The organism is Bradyrhizobium sp. SZCCHNR1043 (assembly GCF_032489675.1).
GTDB lineage: Bacteria > Pseudomonadota > Alphaproteobacteria > Rhizobiales > Xanthobacteraceae > Bradyrhizobium.
Genome location: NZ_JAUEYN010000005.1, coordinates 14,625 through 29,759 on the forward strand (window position 1 = coordinate 14,625; position 15,135 = coordinate 29,759).

General features: G+C 66.6%; 14 protein-coding genes and 1 tRNA gene. 8 read left to right on the forward strand and 7 right to left on the reverse strand.

Features of this window, described 5'->3' with window-relative positions:
* Positions 1–12: 12 nt before the first annotated feature.
* Together QX039_RS09805 and QX039_RS09810 are read left to right on the forward strand one after the other, a co-directional pair.
* Positions 13–561 carry a phosphohydrolase gene (locus QX039_RS09805; RefSeq protein ID WP_315770870.1) on the forward strand — a complete coding sequence of 183 codons (549 nt, stop codon included), beginning with the start codon at positions 13–15 and terminating at the stop codon, positions 559–561.
* A gap of 161 nt (positions 562–722) precedes the next feature.
* A complete protein-coding gene (locus tag QX039_RS09810) occupies positions 723–1,892 on the forward strand; it encodes a M20 aminoacylase family protein (protein ID WP_315770868.1) in 1,170 nt (389 codons plus the stop codon).
* Positions 1,893–1,910: 18 nt separating this feature from the next.
* On the opposite strand, the gene QX039_RS09815 is transcribed toward QX039_RS09810, so the two are convergent.
* Positions 1,911–3,059 carry an AI-2E family transporter gene (locus QX039_RS09815; protein ID WP_315711522.1) on the reverse strand — a complete coding sequence of 383 codons (1,149 nt, stop codon included), beginning with the start codon at positions 3,057–3,059 and terminating at the stop codon, positions 1,911–1,913.
* Between the two features lie 244 nt (positions 3,060–3,303).
* Between QX039_RS09815 and QX039_RS09820 the strand changes: the two genes are divergently transcribed.
* From QX039_RS09820 to QX039_RS09830, 3 genes are all read left to right on the forward strand, one after another.
* Complete coding sequence (locus QX039_RS09820) at positions 3,304–4,074, forward strand: gamma-glutamyl-gamma-aminobutyrate hydrolase family protein (RefSeq protein ID WP_315770866.1); 771 nt, start codon at positions 3,304–3,306, stop codon at positions 4,072–4,074.
* A gap of 83 nt (positions 4,075–4,157) precedes the next feature.
* Positions 4,158–4,766 (forward strand): hypothetical protein, encoded by a 609-nt coding sequence (locus QX039_RS09825; protein ID WP_315770865.1) that lies wholly within the window; start codon positions 4,158–4,160, stop codon positions 4,764–4,766.
* 58 nt (positions 4,767–4,824) lie between these two features.
* A complete protein-coding gene (locus QX039_RS09830; protein WP_409998835.1) occupies positions 4,825–5,400 on the forward strand; it encodes a hypothetical protein in 576 nt (191 codons plus the stop codon).
* A 426-nt stretch (positions 5,401–5,826) separates the two neighbouring features.
* Here the strand turns inward: QX039_RS09830 and QX039_RS09835 are convergent, their stop codons facing one another.
* The 3 genes from QX039_RS09835 to QX039_RS09845 all read right to left on the reverse strand — a co-directional run bounded on the left by QX039_RS09835 (position 5,827) and on the right by QX039_RS09845 (position 8,409).
* Entirely contained in the window at positions 5,827–6,219 is a 393-nt protein-coding gene (locus QX039_RS09835) for a hypothetical protein (RefSeq protein ID WP_315738287.1), read from the reverse strand.
* Between the two features lie 219 nt (positions 6,220–6,438).
* Entirely contained in the window at positions 6,439–7,848 is a 1,410-nt protein-coding gene (gene glnA, locus QX039_RS09840) for a type I glutamate--ammonia ligase (protein ID WP_015666498.1), read from the reverse strand.
* A 222-nt stretch (positions 7,849–8,070) separates the two neighbouring features.
* The gene (locus tag QX039_RS09845) at positions 8,071–8,409 is read right to left on the reverse strand and encodes a P-II family nitrogen regulator (protein ID WP_009027873.1); all 339 of its coding nucleotides are present in this window, start codon (positions 8,407–8,409) and stop codon (positions 8,071–8,073) included.
* A gap of 539 nt (positions 8,410–8,948) precedes the next feature.
* Here QX039_RS09845 and QX039_RS09850 point away from each other — a divergent pair.
* Positions 8,949–10,448, forward strand: a complete 1,500-nt coding sequence (locus QX039_RS09850) for an NAD(P)H-hydrate dehydratase (protein ID WP_315738285.1) — start codon at positions 8,949–8,951, stop codon at positions 10,446–10,448.
* A 10-nt stretch (positions 10,449–10,458) separates the two neighbouring features.
* On the opposite strand, the gene QX039_RS09855 is transcribed toward QX039_RS09850, so the two are convergent.
* On the reverse strand, positions 10,459–11,451 hold the full coding sequence (locus tag QX039_RS09855; RefSeq protein ID WP_315738284.1) for a zinc-dependent alcohol dehydrogenase family protein: 993 nt from the start codon (positions 11,449–11,451) through the stop codon (positions 10,459–10,461).
* A gap of 104 nt (positions 11,452–11,555) precedes the next feature.
* Between QX039_RS09855 and QX039_RS09860 the strand changes: the two genes are divergently transcribed.
* Positions 11,556–12,416 (forward strand): LysR family transcriptional regulator, encoded by an 861-nt coding sequence (locus tag QX039_RS09860; protein WP_315738283.1) that lies wholly within the window; start codon positions 11,556–11,558, stop codon positions 12,414–12,416.
* Positions 12,417–12,430: 14 nt separating this feature from the next.
* Here QX039_RS09860 and QX039_RS09865 read toward each other — a convergent pair whose 3' ends face one another.
* Together QX039_RS09865 and QX039_RS09870 are read right to left on the reverse strand one after the other, a co-directional pair.
* Positions 12,431–13,513: an enolase C-terminal domain-like protein gene (locus QX039_RS09865; RefSeq protein WP_315738282.1), complete on the reverse strand. Its 1,083-nt coding sequence runs from the start codon at positions 13,511–13,513 to the stop codon at positions 12,431–12,433.
* Between the two features lie 27 nt (positions 13,514–13,540).
* On the reverse strand, positions 13,541–14,833 hold the full coding sequence (locus QX039_RS09870; RefSeq protein WP_316219512.1) for a multicopper oxidase family protein: 1,293 nt from the start codon (positions 14,831–14,833) through the stop codon (positions 13,541–13,543).
* Between the two features lie 186 nt (positions 14,834–15,019).
* On the opposite strand from QX039_RS09870, the gene QX039_RS09875 reads away from it, so the two are divergent.
* A tRNA-Leu gene (locus QX039_RS09875) sits at positions 15,020–15,104 on the forward strand.
* The last annotated feature ends 31 nt before the right edge of the window (positions 15,105–15,135 follow it).

Genomic DNA, 15,135 nt, shown 5'->3' on the forward strand with positions numbered 1-15,135 from the left:
CGGAACACCATCATGACGCATGACGATCTGGTCGAAGCCTACGCTGCCGCCGGACGGCACTACCATGATCTTCGCCACGTCCGGGACTGCCTGGCCCAGCTCGATCGCGTCGCGGACCTCAGCGTCCGCGACCGCGAGATCCTGACCCTCGCGATCTGGTGGCACGACGTCGTGTATGATCCCACGCGCTCCGACAATGAGGAGCAGAGCGCCATCCTTGCCGAGCGTCACGTCGCGCCCGAGCTGCGCGACGAGGTCGGACGCCTGATCCGGCTGACCCGGACGCACGATGTCGCGCCCGGCGATCGGCTGGGCGCGCTGCTCGTCTCGATCGATCTCGCCATTCTCGGCACCGATGAGGCCGGCTACGACGCCTATGCGGATGCGATCCGGCGCGAATATGCGCACGTGCCGGACGACGCCTACCGCGCCGGGCGCGCGGTCGTGCTGGAGCGGTTCGCGGGGCGCCCCGTGATCTATCCGGATGCGGGCTTTGCCGCTGCCCTCGACCAGAAGGCGCGGGCCAACCTCGCGCGCGAGCTGAGCGGTCTTCGATCATAAGCAGGATCAGCTCAGGCATTTCGAGCGGCCGCATCGCTGCGGCAATGCAGCCTGCGCAGCATCGCATGAGCGAATGTGGCTTGTCTTTTGCTGCGGCTCGACATGCAATGAGATGACATGCGCGTCGCCATGGCGCGCTCCTCATTTTCTGGAACTCCGTCATGCCGATCATCAACCGCGCCGCCGAGCTGGCGGAAGACGCCAAGGTCTGGCGCCGCGATTTCCACCAGCATCCCGAGCTGCTCTACGAGGTGCATCGGACCGCCGCGCGTGTCGCCGAGCTGCTGGCCTCGTTCGGTGTCGACGAGGTCGTCAGCGGTATCGGCAGGACCGGCGTCGTCGGCGTCATCCACGGGCGCGAGCCGTCGCAGCGTGTGATCGGCCTGCGTGCCGACATGGACGCGCTGCCGCTGCAGGAGATCAGCGACATCCCGCACAAGTCCACCATTCCGGGCCGGATGCACGCCTGCGGCCATGACGGCCACACCGCGATGCTGCTGGGCGCGGCGCGCTATCTCGCCGAGACGCGGAACTTCGCCGGCACGGCCATCGTCATCTTTCAGCCAGCCGAGGAGGGCGGGGCCGGTGGCCGTGCCATGGTCGAGGACGGCCTGATGGAGCGCTTCGGCATCGAGGAGGTCTACGGCCTGCACAACGCGCCGGGCCTGCCGCTCGGAACGGTCGCGACGCGCACCGGCGCCGTGATGGCCGCCGCCGACACCTTCGAGGTGCGCCTGAAGGGCCTCGGCGGCCATGCCGCGCGGCCGAACAAATGCGTCGATCCGATCATCGCCGGCGCGCAGATCGTGACCGCGCTGCAGACGATCGTGGCGCGCAACGTCGATCCGGTCGAAAGCGCGGTGCTGTCGATCACGCGCTTTCACGCGGGGACGACCGCCGACAACATCATTCCGCAGACCGCAATCATCGGCGGCACCGTGCGCACGCTCGACGAGGACATCCGCCGCTTGATGGACGAGCGCTTCAAGGGCCTCGTGACGGCGCTCGCGAGCGGGATGGGCGTCGAGGCGGAGATCGACTATGAATGGGGCTATCCGGTCGTCATCAATCACGCGGAGCAGACCGCGTTCGCAGCCGACGTGGCGCGCAGCGTCGTCGGGCCGGAAAAGGTCATCACCGATATGCCGCCCCGGCTCGGCGGCGAGGATTTCGCCTACATGCTGCAGGCGCGGCCCGGCGCGTTCGTCTTCATGGGCATCGGCGATGGGGCCGGCGTGCATCACCCCGAATATGATTTCAACGACGACGTGATCCCGCACGGCATCAGCTATTGGGCCAAGCTCGTCGAGACCGCGATGCCGGCCGGCTGAGCGGGCTCTGACCGGGCCTCAGATCGCGGCCGCGGCGTCCTCGGTGCGGCGGTCGCTCTTGAAATAGTCGATCATGACCTTGGCGATCGCCATCAGCGGCAGCGCCAGGGTCAGGCCCCAGACGCCGAACACGATGCCGAGCAGGATCTGGAACGCGAACAGCGTGGCCGGCGGGATGTCCAGCGCCTGGCGCTGGATTAGCGGCGTCAGCACGTAGCTCTCCATCGCGTGCACGCCGAGGAACAGCACGAAGGCGCTGACCGCTGCGACCCAGCCGGAGGCAAGGCTCGCCAGCACCACGATGACGCCGGCGATGATGGCACCGACGGTCGGAATGAACGCCAGCAGGCCGGCCTGGATGCCGAGGATGAACGAGCTCTGCACGCCGATGATGGCGAGGCCTATCCAGGTGACGAGGAAGACTGCGAACATCGTCGTGATCTGGGCGATCAGCCAGCGCTCCAGCGTGTAGCTGATGCGGTCCACGATCACGGTGGCCTGGTCCCGGTACTTCGCCGGCGCCAGGAAAAGCAATCCGCTGCGGTAGACCGCCGGCTGGGCGGCGAAGGCGAGGCCTAAGAACAGCACGATGAAGAAGTTGCCGACGGCACTGACGGTGCCGAGCAGCAGCTTGAAGGTCTGGCTGACGATGGCGCCGCCGGAGGAGGCCAGCGCGCTCGGCGAGGGCAGGCCGCCCGGCAGGCCATGGGACGGCGTCTGGGTCGGTGTGGTCGAGCCGCCATCAGGCGCGGCAGTGGCCGTGCTCGCGGCGTTGAAGTCGAAGAAGCTGGTGTCGATGCCGTTGCGGTCGAGGAAGCCCTTGATGTTGCCGAGCTGCGACTTGATCGTATCGCTCAGCACCTTGGCCTGGTCCGCGATGGTGGTGCCGCCGAGGAAGACGATGCCGACGAGCACGGCCGCGAGGGCCAAGCAGACGATGACGAGCCGCGCCGGATGCGGCCAGGGCAGGACGCGGCCGAGCAGGCTGGTCATCGCGTTGAGCGCGACGCCGAGCAGCATGCCCGCGAACAACAGGAAGATCGCAGCCGCGTAATACCAGGTGAAGGCCATGCCGGCCATGAACAGGGTTACCCCGATGCCGCCCACGGCAATGGCCCAGGCCAGGTCGCTGCGGGCCTGGAGGCGTGGGTCGGCGGGGGCGGTCATGAGGCGTCCTCTGTGCTGATCGGCCCCCACACATTGGCGAAAACGGCTGCCGGATCAAGCGCAGGCTTGAAAATCGGGGCGCACGGCGGTGCGCTTGCGGGGGTGTCCGGAATTGGCATTGGCGACCCGCGCCGCCATATGTTGATCCGGCTTTGCGACACAGGCATGATTTGTCGAGGCATGATTTGTGCCTCCGGGCTCATTGAAGATCGAGCCTGGGCTCCCAGGGAGAGAAACGAGGGCCATGAAGCGTCCGGTCGTCGGCGTGATCGGCAACAGCCATCGCGTCGAGAACAGGTTCACCGTGCAGATGGTGGGCGAACGCAACCTGAGCGCCGTGGCCGAGGTCGCGGGCGCGCTGCCGCTGATGTTTGCCGGCGTTCCCGAGATCACCGACATCGCCGCACTGCTCGATGTCGTCGATGGCGTGGTGCTGACCGGCGCCCGCGCCAATGTGCATCCGACCCGCTTCAACACCGAGCCGAGCCTCAAGCACGAGCCCTACGACATCCATCGCGACGAGGTCGCGTTGCAGTTGTCGGAGGCCTGTGTCTCCAGAGGGATCCCGCTGTTCGGCATCTGCCGCGGCCTCCAGGAGATGAACGTCGCCTTCGGCGGCTCGCTGCATCCGGAGATCCGCGAGCTGCCCGGCCGCATGAATCATCGCATGCCCCGGCTGGAGAATGGCGAGATCCATCCCGACCCCAACGTCGTGTTCGCCGATCGCCATGAGGTGCGGCTGACACCGGGCGGCGCCTTCGCCGGCATCCTCGGCTGCGACAGCATCAAGGTCAATTCGCTGCATGGTCAGGGCATCCTGGAGCCGGGCGACCGCGTCGTGATCGAGGGCATCGCCGAGGACGGCACCATCGAGGCCATCCGCATCGCCGACGCGCCGAGTTTTGCGCTGGGCGTGCAATGGCACGCCGAATATGACCCGCAGAAGAACCCGATCAATCGCAAGCTATTCGAGGCGTTCGGGGCGGCGGTCAAGAAGCGCCATCTGTCATCCTGAAGGCCGGGACTGAACCGGATTTCCGGCGCGGCAGACGAAGCTGCAGAGACGCCTCATCGTGAGCTCGTCACAAGGAAGCCCGGATGCGCCACGTCCTGACTGCTGCAGCTCTGCTCCTCGCCGCTCCGGCCTTCGCCCAGACCGCGCTGCCCATTGAAGGACCGATCACCTGCACGCTGCCCGTGGCGGCGACCGACACCGTGAAGAGTCTCAAGCAGCGCTACGGCGATGAGGCCGTGGTTCAGGATCTCCCCGGCGCCGAAGGCGAGACCTATAAGGGCCTCGTGCTGTTTCCGCGGGCGCTGGACCGGCGCATCGAGGTCGCCTTCATCGACGACAAGATCGCGACGGTGTCCGGGCTGACCTTGCGCGACACGGCCAAGACCAGCCGCTGGAGCGTTGTGGGCATCACCATCGGCGCGAGCCTCGCCGCGGTCCAGAAGGCCAACGGCAAGCCGTTCGTCGTCTCAGGCTTCGGCTGGGACTATGGCGGCTTCGTCACCGACTTCAAGAACGGCGCGCTGGGACGCATCCTGCCGGGCGGCTGCTCGGTCACCGTGCGCTTCGGCAGGGACAAGGACCCACCGCGAGCGCTCTCGGGCGATGGCGTGAAGGTGTCGTCCGACAATCCGGCGCTCGTCAAATTCGCGCCCGTCGTCACGGAGATCGGCATCAATTTCGCCGCGAAGTGATGGCTTCATAGTCGCAGGACTGACCGGGATGAGCATGCGCCGAACGAGCTTGTTGTTGATGCTTCTGGCTGCGCCGGCATGGGCACAGACCGCGCCGCCTGCCGATGGGCCGATCACCTGCACCTCGCCGGTGTCGGTCACGGACTCCGCCAAGAGCCTGATGCAGCGCTACGGCCAGGAGGCGGTGACAGACGACCAGTTGTTCACCGGGGTGGAGGACATCACTTATCAAGGCGTCGTGCTGTCGCCAAAAGCGCCGGACCGGCGTATCGAGATCGGCTTTGCTGACGAGACGATGCAGCGGGTGTCGCGTCTCACCTTGATCGACTCCAGGACGAGTCACTGGAACGTTGCCGGTGTGACGCTCGGCTCCACCCTGGCCGAGGTGCAGAAGATCAATGGCAGGCCGTTTCTGATCCGCGAGTTCTTCACCGATGGTGGCGGCTTCGTTGTCGACTGGAAAGGCGGCACGCTGAGCCGTCCTTTGCCGGGTGGATGCTCCGTCAGCGTTCGCTTCGGCAGTGACGACCACGAGGGAAATCCGATCGGTGATCGCATCGCATCCGACAAGGCGGAGTTGCGCAAATGGGGACCGGTGGTCGAGCAGATCGTGGTGAGCTTTCCCGAGAAATAGCGGCTGAGTTGCGCCCTCGGGCCTCATGGTTCGAGACGGCGCGCGCACTTCTGTCGGATGATCTCATTGACTCACGGGCGCTCCTCACCACGAGGAGAAACCGCGGCCTTGCGCGCGACCTCCATCTCCTCATCCTTAAGGAGCTTGGCGATAGCCAAGCGTCTCGAAGGACGAGTCCCGTTGGATCATCGCAGATGAGCAGCCACCAACAAAAGGCGCCCGGTGAAGGGCGCTGGGGGCAGGGGTGGTGCGGCAAGATCTCCATCAGGAAAGCTTGCCGCATTTCTCGATAGCCACGACAACGCAGCGCTCATCAATGGGCGCCGGTCGCAGGCGCGTCCGGCGGATTCTCCGAGAGTGGCCGTCTCCTACGGCCAAGCCCAATCCGTACAGCTCGTCCCGCGCGTGGCGAGAGCGCGGCTGCGATCAGGGCTTTGCGAGATGCCAGGCGTTGTTCAGGAAGCCGTCGCCTGTGATGTCGCCGGGCTTCTGATCCTTGGCGAAGGTGTAGAGCGGCTTGCCCTTGTAAGCCCACTGCCTGGAGCCGTCGTCCCGGGTGATGATGGTGTAGTTGGCGTCGGCCTTGTCGCTGGCTTCGGCTTTCAGGACCGGCCAGTTGGTCGCGCAGGGACCGTTGCAGGCTGATTTGCCGTCGACGTCCTTGTCGAACGTGTAGAGCGTCATGCCCTTGTTGTCGGTGAGGATGTCGCCCTTCGTGCTGCTGCCGCTCTTGGTTGGAGGCGCCGCGCTGGCGGACGAGATCGCCGCGAGTGAGATTGCGGCGGTCAGGAAGAGGCGCGAGATCGAAAGCTTGGTCATTCGAAATCTCCCAATGCATGTGGATCACAGGGATAGAAACTCATTCCGGCCCGATCTATTCCTTGCGCCTGTCCCTATTCGTCATTGGGCGGAATGTCGTACCGCCGTTCTGGCGCTCATGCCGGCCTTGGCATTCGCCAGCACGGCACTGCGACACCAACGAAAAGGGCGCCCCGCAAGGGGCGCCCTGGTGTCGTCATCCGCCGATCTTATCGGGCCTTAGCCCGAGTAGTACATGTCGAACTCGACCGGGTGCGGGGTCATTTCGAAGCGCTCGACCTCGGTCATCTTCAGCGCGATGTAGCTGTCGATGAAGTCGTCGTCGAACACGCCGCCGGCCTTCAGGAAGGCGCGGTCCTTGTCGAGGTTCTCGAGCGCCTCGCGGAGCGAGCCGCAGACGGTCGGGATCTGCTTCAGCTCTTCCTTCGGCAGGTCGTAGAGGTCCTTGTCCATCGCCGGGCCCGGATCGAGCTTGTTCTTCACGCCGTCGAGGCCGGCCATCAGCATCGCGGCGAAGCCGAGATAGGGGTTGGCGAGCGGATCGGGGAAGCGGACCTCGACGCGCTTGGCCTTCGGCGACGAGGTGTAGGGGATGCGGCACGAAGCCGAGCGGTTGCGCGCGGAGTAGGCGAGCAGCACCGGCGCCTCATAGCCCGGGACCAGACGCTTGTAGGAGTTGGTCGACGGGTTGGTGAAGGCGTTGATGGCCTTGGCGTGCTTGATGATGCCGGCGATGTAGGACAGGCAGGTCTCCGACAGGTCGGAATATTTGTTGCCCGCGAACACCGGCTTGCCGTCCTTCCAGATCGACTGGTGGACGTGCATGCCCGAACCGTTGTCGCCATAGACCGGCTTCGGCATGAAGGTGGCGGTCTTGCCGTAGATGTGCGCGACCTGGTGGATGCAGTACTTGTAGATCTGCATCTGGTCGGCCATCAGCGTCAGCGTGTCGAACTTCATGCCGAGCTCGTGCTGGGCGGAAGCGACCTCGTGGTGGTGCTTCTCGACCTTGACGCCCATGCGGGCCATGGCGCCGAGCATCTCCGAGCGCATGTCCTGCACCGAGTCCTGCGGCGGCACCGGGAAGTAGCCGGCCTTGGTGCGGATGCGGTGGCCGAGATTGCCGCCCTCATACTCGGTGTCGGAATTGGTCGGCAGCTCCGAGGAGTCGAGGCGGAAGCCGGTGTTGTAGGGCGAGGAGCTGTAGCGCACGTCGTCGAACACGAAGAACTCGGCTTCGGGACCGACGAACACGCTGTCGCCCACGCCCATCGACTTCACCATCGCCTCGGCCTTCTTGGCGATGCCGCGGGGATCACGGTTGTACGGCTCGCCGGTGGTCGGCTCGAGCACGTCGCAGGTGATGATCATGGTCGTTTCGGCGAAGAACGGATCGATCGTCGCGGTCACCGGGTCGGGCATCAGGCACATGTCGGATTCATTGATCGCCTTCCAGCCGGCGATCGAGGAGCCGTCGAACATCGTGCCTTCGGCAAAAATGTCTTCGTCGATCATGCTGACGTCGAAGGTGACGTGCTGCCACTTGCCCCGCGGGTCGGTGAAGCGGAGGTCGACGTATTTGACGTCGTTGTCTTTGATTGCTTTCAAGACGTCCTTGGCGGTCTTCATGAATACCCCTCTTGGCTTATAACGTCACGGCCCGGCGCGGGACGGCGTCCGCGGGTCATGCTCCATAGCCTCGTGCGGGGGCCAAGACAACATCGGAAACGGCAAAACGGCCGCGTGCAAGCGCCTCGCAGAGGACACTTGAGCTGCCGTAGGGGCTGCTGGCGCAGCAAACGTTCCGTGCGGGGCCTGGAGCGGACGGTCCGTTCCAGGCCTGCGGTCGGGCTAGATCGCGTCCAGTCCGGATTCTCCGGTTCGGATGCGGATGGCTTCCTCGATGTTGGACACGAAGATCTTGCCGTCGCCGATGCGGCCGGTCTGGGCGGCGCGGCGGATCGCCTCGATCGCGCGCTCGACCAGATCGTCGCCAATCACGATCTCGATCTTCACCTTGGGCAGGAAATCGACAATGTATTCGGCGCCCCGGTAGAGCTCGGCATGGCCTTTTTGCCGGCCGAAACCCTTCGCTTCGGTGACGGTGATGCCCTGAAGTCCCACTTCCTGAAGCGCCTCCTTCACCTCGTCGAGCTTGAACGGCTTGATGATGGCTTCGATCTTCTTCACTGAGCGCCTCCCGGGCATTCCGCTATAAACAACAGGTGGGTCATCGTCAGGCTGCGCGCACGCGCAGGTCGTTCGATCATTTCGTTACCGGGCCCGACACTCTCCGGCGGAGGCCCGGTGATTGACTGCCCGACTTGCCCCGTGCCGAAGTGGCTCCACAAAAGCAGGGTCTATGCCAAGTCGTTAACGGGCCCAAATCGAGCCGATAATCAGGCATTTCACGAGCACCCGACGATTCCCTCAAGGAACGTCTAGAATACCGGAGCCTTGAGATTAGGCAAACAGATCAAACGTTGTGCAGGTCTTGACGGCGGAGGCGGGCGCTGTCCGAAATGCCCAGGGAAAAGGCGACGTGCCGGGTTTCGTCGCGCCTTGCCAGATGTGCAGCGCCCTTGGAAGTTGCGGGCCGGCGCGGCAATAGGAAGCGCGGGATTCGCGCGCACCGGCTCCGAGGAACGGGGCGCCGACGTCCCCTGCGAGGCCATGGGGACGACATCAGGCTGCCGGCGCAAGACGGCGGCTGGAGACGAGAGCGGTTTATGGAAATCTTGACCACGAGCGAAATGGAGCGCGCCGACCGGCTGACGATCGCGGCCGGCACGCCGGGCTTTTCGCTGATGCTGAGTGCCGGACAGGCGGTGGCCGAGGCGGCCATGGACCTGGTCGAGACCGGGCCGATCGTGGTCGTGTGCGGGCCAGGCAACAATGGCGGCGACGGCTTCGTTGCCGCGGCCGAGCTCGCCGCGCAGGGCAGGGACGTGTCGGTCATCCTGATGTGCGAGCGCGACGCGCTGCATGGCGATGCGGCCTCCGCCGCCAAGGGCTGGAAGTTTCCGGTGCTGCCGTTCACGCCGCAGGCGATCGGCAAGCCGGCGCTGATCATCGACGCGCTATTCGGCGCCGGTCTTAGCCGGCCCGTCACCGGCGAGCCCCATGACGTCATCGCAGCGATCAACGGCAACGGCGCGCCGGTGCTCGCTGTCGACCTGCCGAGCGGCATCAACGGCACCACGGCTGCGGTGATGGGCATTGCGGTCCGCGCCACCGAGACGGTGACCTTCTTCCGCAAGAAGCCAGCGCACCTGCTGCTGCCGGGCCGCCAGCATTGCGGGCACGTCCGGCTCGCCGACATCGGCATCGATCCCCAGGTGCTCGCCGAGATCAGGCCGCAGGCCTTCGAGAACGAACCCGAACTCTGGCAGGGCCGCTTTCCCGTGCCTGTTATCGACGGCCACAAATACGCGCGTGGCCATGTGCTCGCGATGTCCGGCGACGTCGCCGCGACAGGCGCGGCGCGGATGGCCGCGCGCGCCGCGTTGCGGGCCGGCGCCGGTCTGGTCACGCTGGCCTCGCCGCGCGATGCGCTCGCGGTCAATGCGGCAGCGCTGACGGCGGTGATGGTGCGCGCCGCCGACACCGCGATCGAGTTCGGCGAGCTGCTCGGCGACAAGCGTTACAACACCTGCATCATCGGGCCCGGAACGGGCGTCAATGAGCGCACGCGCGACCTCGTCTTCACCGCGCTGTCGGCGCAGCGTCATCTCGTGCTCGATGCCGACGCATTGACGAGCTTCGCCGATGCGCCAGAGCGGCTGTTCGAGCAGATCAGGGCGATGGCCGAGGCGCAGATCGTGCTGACGCCGCACGAGGGCGAATTCCCGCGCCTGTTCTCGGATCTCAGCAACAAGCATCCCGGCCGCTCCAAGCTGGAGCGCGTCCGCGCGGCTGCCGCGCGCTGTGGCGCCGTGGTGCTGCTGAAGGGCGCCGACACGACGGTGGCCGCGCCCGACGGCCGCGCCGCCATCGCCGCCAATGCGCCGCCCTGGCTCGCCACCGCCGGTGCCGGCGACGTGCTCGCCGGCATCATCGCAGGGCTGCTCGCACAGGGCGTGCCGGCGTTCGAAGCCGCCACCATCGGCGTCTGGATGCATGGCGAGGCCGGCAACGAGGCCGGCCCCGGCCTGATCGCGGAGGATCTCACCGAGACCCTGCCGGCCGTGTTCAGGCGCCTCTTCGACCGGTTCGGCGTCGACTACTGATGCCGCGCCGTCACTCGAGCTCGACGACGATCTTGCCGGTCGCGCCGCCCGCGAGCGCGGCATAGGCGGCGTCGACCTCGGAGCGTGAGAAGCGGCGCTCGTCCATGCGTGGTGCGAGGTGACCCGCGTCCGCGAGCTTGGCGGCCTGGGCGAGGATGAAGCCGTGATGCTCGCGGCCTTCACCGGTCAACAGCGGCAACAGCGTGAACACGCCCGAATAGCTGGCAGCCTTGAATGACAGGGGCGCCAGCGCATGACTGCCCCAGCCGAGGGCGCTCACGACATGGCCGAAGCGGGCGACCGCATGGAACGAGGCGTCGAGCGCCGCACCGCCAGCGGTATCATAGACGACGTCGAAGCCGCGTCCGGCCGCATACTCTCGGACATACTGATCGACGCTCGTCGTGTGACGGTCGATCGGGGTGACGCCGAGCGCGCTGAGTTCCGCGCGCCGTTCGGCCGAGGCGACCACGAACACCTCGGCGCCGCGCGCCCGTGCAAGCTGTGCCGCGACACGTCCCACGCCGCCGCCACCCTGGACCAGAACCGTCTGGCCGCGGCTTACGGCGGCGCGGTCGACCAGTCCTTCCCAGGCCGTGATGGTGATCAGGGGCAGGGCGGCGGCCTCGCGCATGCCGAGCCGCGTCGGCTTGTGCGCAATCAGCCGGGCATCGACGGCGGCGAATTCGGCGAGCGATCCCTGGATGCCGCCGACACCGCCGGTCATGCCGTAGACCTCGTCGCCGGCCTTGAAGCCGGTGACGCCGGAGCCGACCCGCTCCACCGTTCCCGCGAGATCGATGCCGAGCACGGCGGGCAGAGGATGCCTCGCATGCGCAGCTTTGCCTGCGCGAATCTTCAAGTCGAGCGGATTGAGACCGCTGGCCGCGACGCGGACCAGCACCTCGCCCGGGCCGGGACTGGGGCGCGGCACCTCAGCGATCCGAAACGGCCCGTCCACCTCGTCCAAGACCACGGCGCGCATCGATTGATTGAAGGCCATCACAACACCTCGTTGCTGTTGGGTCTTGTGTGGCGACGTCGAAAGTGTTTGGAAATGGCCTTATTTGATATTGTCTCATTCAAAAATGAATGGGTGGTGCCGAGATGGATTGGAGCGATCTGCAGGTCTTCCTGGCAGTTGCGCGCGAGGGCACCCTGGGCGCCGCCGGCCGGCGGATCGGGCAGAGCCAGCCGACGGTCGGCCGTCGGTTGCGGGCGCTGGAGCGGAGTGTCGGCCAGACGCTGTTCCAGCGCACGACCACGGGTTTCGTCCTGACCGATGAAGGCGCCATGGTCCTGGCCCACGCCGAGCGGATCGAGGAGGAGACGCTTTCGATCGGGCGCAACCTCGGCGGCGGCGATCAGGGCCTCGACGGCACCCTGCGCATCGCCTGCTCGGACTGGTTCGGCCTGCACATGCTGTCGCCGGTGGTCGCGGAGTTCGCGCAATCGCATCCCCGCGTCATGGTCGAGATGTTGACGGATGCGCGGGTCTACAGCCTGGCACGGCGCGAGGCCGACATTGCCTTCCGGATCGCGTCGTTCGACGAGCCCGACGTGATCGTGCGCCGGCTCACCCACATCCGCTACGGCGTCTATCTCCAGACCGGTCGGCCGCAGCCTCGTCCCGGCGATGGCGAAGGCCACGACCTGATCACGATGGACAGCGGTTTTGGCGGGATGCCCGACGCGGTCTGGCTCTCACGCGTGCTGCCGGGGGCACGCGTCGGCATCCGAAGCAACAGCCGCGACGTTCAGGCGCGCCTGTGCGCGCTCGGCCGCGGCGTCGCCGTGCTGCCACGTCCGCTCGGCGATGCCACCCCCGGCATTTCCCGCATCGACCTCGGCGAAGAGCCGCCGGGACGCGATACGTTCGTCGGCTACCACCGCGATCTCAAGCGGCTGGCGCGGCTGCGCGCCCTGCTCGATCTCGTTGTGGCGCGCTTCGCCCGCGACACAATGTGAGCGCGGGCGCGCCGTCACGTCACCTGATACGTCGCGACCGCGCTCTCGTTCCAGGCGAGGCCGAGACCCGGACCTCGCGCGGTCACCTTGCCGTCGATGACCTGCAGCGGCTCGGCGAGGATGGCGCCGGCAAAGTCCAGCACCTCGAGCCAATGCGCGGTCGGCGTCACCGCCAGCACATGCGCGCTCGCTTCTGGCAGGATGTGGCTCGACATCGGGATCGAGGCCGCATCGGCTTGCCCGGCGACGTTGAGCCAGCCGGTGATGCCGCCGACCTTCATCAAATCGGGCATGATGAAGTCGGAGGCGCCGGTGGCGATCGCCTCGGCAAAGCCGCGCGGAAACCACCAGTTCTCGCCGGCCTGGATCGGGATCTCCGAGCGCTCGCGCACCCGGGCATGGCCGGAGAGGTTTTCCTGCGGCACCGGCTCCTCGATCCAGGTCAGGTCGTAGGCAGCAAGGCGCGTGATTCTGCGCGTGGCTTCAGTGGGATCGAGCGACTGGTTGAAGTCGAGCATCAGCGCCATGTCCGGGCCGAGCAGGGCGCGCAGGCCCTTGATCATCGCTTCGTCGGTCGCGAGATCGCCATGACCGCCCTTGGTCTTGATGGCGCGGAAACCGTGCTCGTCGCGCGCGGCGCGCAAGGTGCGCTCGTCGTCCTTGGCATCGAGCACGCCATAGCTGTCATAGGCCGGAATCGGTCGCGCGGTGCCGCCGAGCAGCTCGACCACGGGCTTGCCCGCGAGCTGACCGAGCGCATCCCAGAACGCCATGTCGAGACCTGAGACGGCCATGCCGACGAGGCCCTGCCAGCCGAGCAGGCGGAATTTGGCGTCCATAAGTTTCATCAGATCGAACGGGACCAGGGCTTGGCCTTTGAGCTCGCGGCCGATCTCCTCGACCAGATGCAGCAGCGGTTTCAACGCGAGCTTGGTGTAAGCGAACAGGTAGGAATGGCCGGTAACCCCCTGATCGGTTGCGACGTCGATCAGCACCAGCGGTCCGGAGTCGATGATGCCGAACGCGTTGCGCAAGGGGCGCTTCATGGGCGTGATCACGGCGCGTGCCGTGATCCCGGTGATGGCGGCAGTGGTCATGGGGACTGTTCCCTCAGGGTCGTTTCCTCACCGGATCTCATACCACCGCAGCAGGCGCGGCGCCGCCCAGTTGGTCGCCGTGCTCTCGACCAGGAATCGGCCTGATTGCTCGGCAAGGAATGCAATGCGCTGGGTCTGGCCGGCCTCCAGCGCCAGCGTGTCGAGCCAATAGGGCTTCCAGCCATCGTCGAGCCGGTCGAGCAACCGGAACGGCTGGCCATGAAGGTGGACCACATGGGTGCCGGCGCTCTTGTTTGCCAATGTCAGCACGACCGCTTGGCCGGCCTTGGCCTGGAAGGTGGGGGCGCCGGCGGCGTTGAACGCGGCGGGCGGTTGCCAGCCGGCGCCGTCGAGCGTGAGCTCGGTCCGAGCGGCGGTCCTCAGGTCCAGCTTGTCCGGCAAACCGTTCGAAGGCAAAGGCGGCGCCGGCGGCAACGGGGCGGCACGGAGCGGCGGCTCGCTCGACGCCACCAGCCGGGCGAGGGGACGCGCATTGCTGCCGTCGTGCAGCAGCACGGCCAGCGTTGTCTTGGCGGCGGGCATGTCGAGGAAGACGTCGGTGCGGCCGCCGGGCGGCAGCACCACCGCGCCGTTTCGAGCCAGGAAAGGCTCGGCCGGCTGGCCGTCGATGGCCATCACGCGGACGGCGTCGAGGTCGGCGATTTTGATCGCGATCACAGCGCGTTGACAGCCATTGATGAACCTCAACCTGACCCGCGCATGGGTTCGCAGCGCGATCTCCGGCTGGATGTGCCCATTGACGGTGTAAAGGGGGTCGGCGTCTCTCGCCTCGGTTCGTGGCGCAACCGCGGTTCCGTCCGCCGCGAGCCTGAAGTCCTCGACCAGGAGAATTTCGTCGTGGTCGACAGTTACCGTCTCGGCTTCGTCGACGATGACAGGGAGCGGCCGGATCGGCACGGCGTCGGCGAGCAGCCGCAGGTCGAGCAGGCCGGTCCCGGCGCGCGACGCCAAGGCTGGAATGGTGGCCCGGCCGCCGGGGCCGATCTCCGCCTGCGCCAGCAGCGGGGCGGGTAAAGTGAGGCCGCGGCTGGACAGCGCGGCCGGGATCGAAAGGCCATTCGAAAGGTCCAGATCGAGCGCCGTGCCGCGTGCGAGCCGGATCACCGGAGCCGGTGCAGCCAACCGCCATAGCGGGCTCGGTGAACGTCCCGGGCTCAGCGCGAGAGATTCGCCGCGAGCGTCCAAGGAAACCGAGATTCGGCCAGCGGCCGGAGCCGGGCGAGCAAACGAGGCCGCGCCGGCTGCGGCGAGGCCGCCGAGCAGGGCACGGCGGCTGAGCCCCTCGGACGGTTCCGTCATGCGACAAAACATCGTGCGATGAGGGGGATGCGGATCATGTTGTTTTCCCTTATCTGTGCGTGCGACACGGTCGATCGGCCTGCCGGTGGTGCTTTCGACAGCCCATTTTTTTGCTGCGGACGGTTTCGTGCGTGGTATAAGCCGCGCCGCCCGCGGCACCGCGGCCGGGCTATCGATGCAGTTCACGCGGGCGTGGCGGAACTGGTAGACGCGCTGGATTTAGGTTCCAGTGACGAAAGTTGTGGGGGTTCGAGTCCCTCCGCCCGCACCAAGCGCTTCTCCGGCGTTTGCCCCAAGTTTTA

Bases quoted from the DNA above. Each gene is read 5' to 3' on its own strand.
- QX039_RS09855 (WP_315738284.1), bottom strand. From the start codon at position 11,451: ATGGCCTTCAATCAATCGATGCGCGCCGTGGTCTTGGACGAGGTGGAC.
- QX039_RS09835 (WP_315738287.1), bottom strand. From the start codon at position 6,219: ATGACCAAGCTTTCGATCTCGCGCCTCTTCCTGACCGCCGCAATCTCA.
- QX039_RS09865 (WP_315738282.1), bottom strand. From the start codon at position 13,513: ATGACCACTGCCGCCATCACCGGGATCACGGCACGCGCCGTGATCACG.
- QX039_RS09830 (WP_409998835.1), top strand. From the start codon at position 4,825: ATGCTTCTGGCTGCGCCGGCATGGGCACAGACCGCGCCGCCTGCCGAT.
- QX039_RS09820 (WP_315770866.1), top strand. From the start codon at position 3,304: ATGAAGCGTCCGGTCGTCGGCGTGATCGGCAACAGCCATCGCGTCGAG.
- QX039_RS09860 (WP_315738283.1), top strand. From the start codon at position 11,556: ATGGATTGGAGCGATCTGCAGGTCTTCCTGGCAGTTGCGCGCGAGGGC.
- QX039_RS09805 (WP_315770870.1), top strand. From the start codon at position 13: ATGACGCATGACGATCTGGTCGAAGCCTACGCTGCCGCCGGACGGCAC.
- QX039_RS09825 (WP_315770865.1), top strand. From the start codon at position 4,158: ATGCGCCACGTCCTGACTGCTGCAGCTCTGCTCCTCGCCGCTCCGGCC.
- QX039_RS09870 (WP_316219512.1), bottom strand. From the start codon at position 14,833: ATGACGGAACCGTCCGAGGGGCTCAGCCGCCGTGCCCTGCTCGGCGGC.
- glnA (WP_015666498.1), bottom strand. From the start codon at position 7,848: ATGAAGACCGCCAAGGACGTCTTGAAAGCAATCAAAGACAACGACGTC.
- QX039_RS09810 (WP_315770868.1), top strand. From the start codon at position 723: ATGCCGATCATCAACCGCGCCGCCGAGCTGGCGGAAGACGCCAAGGTC.
- QX039_RS09815 (WP_315711522.1), bottom strand. From the start codon at position 3,059: ATGACCGCCCCCGCCGACCCACGCCTCCAGGCCCGCAGCGACCTGGCC.
- QX039_RS09850 (WP_315738285.1), top strand. From the start codon at position 8,949: ATGGAAATCTTGACCACGAGCGAAATGGAGCGCGCCGACCGGCTGACG.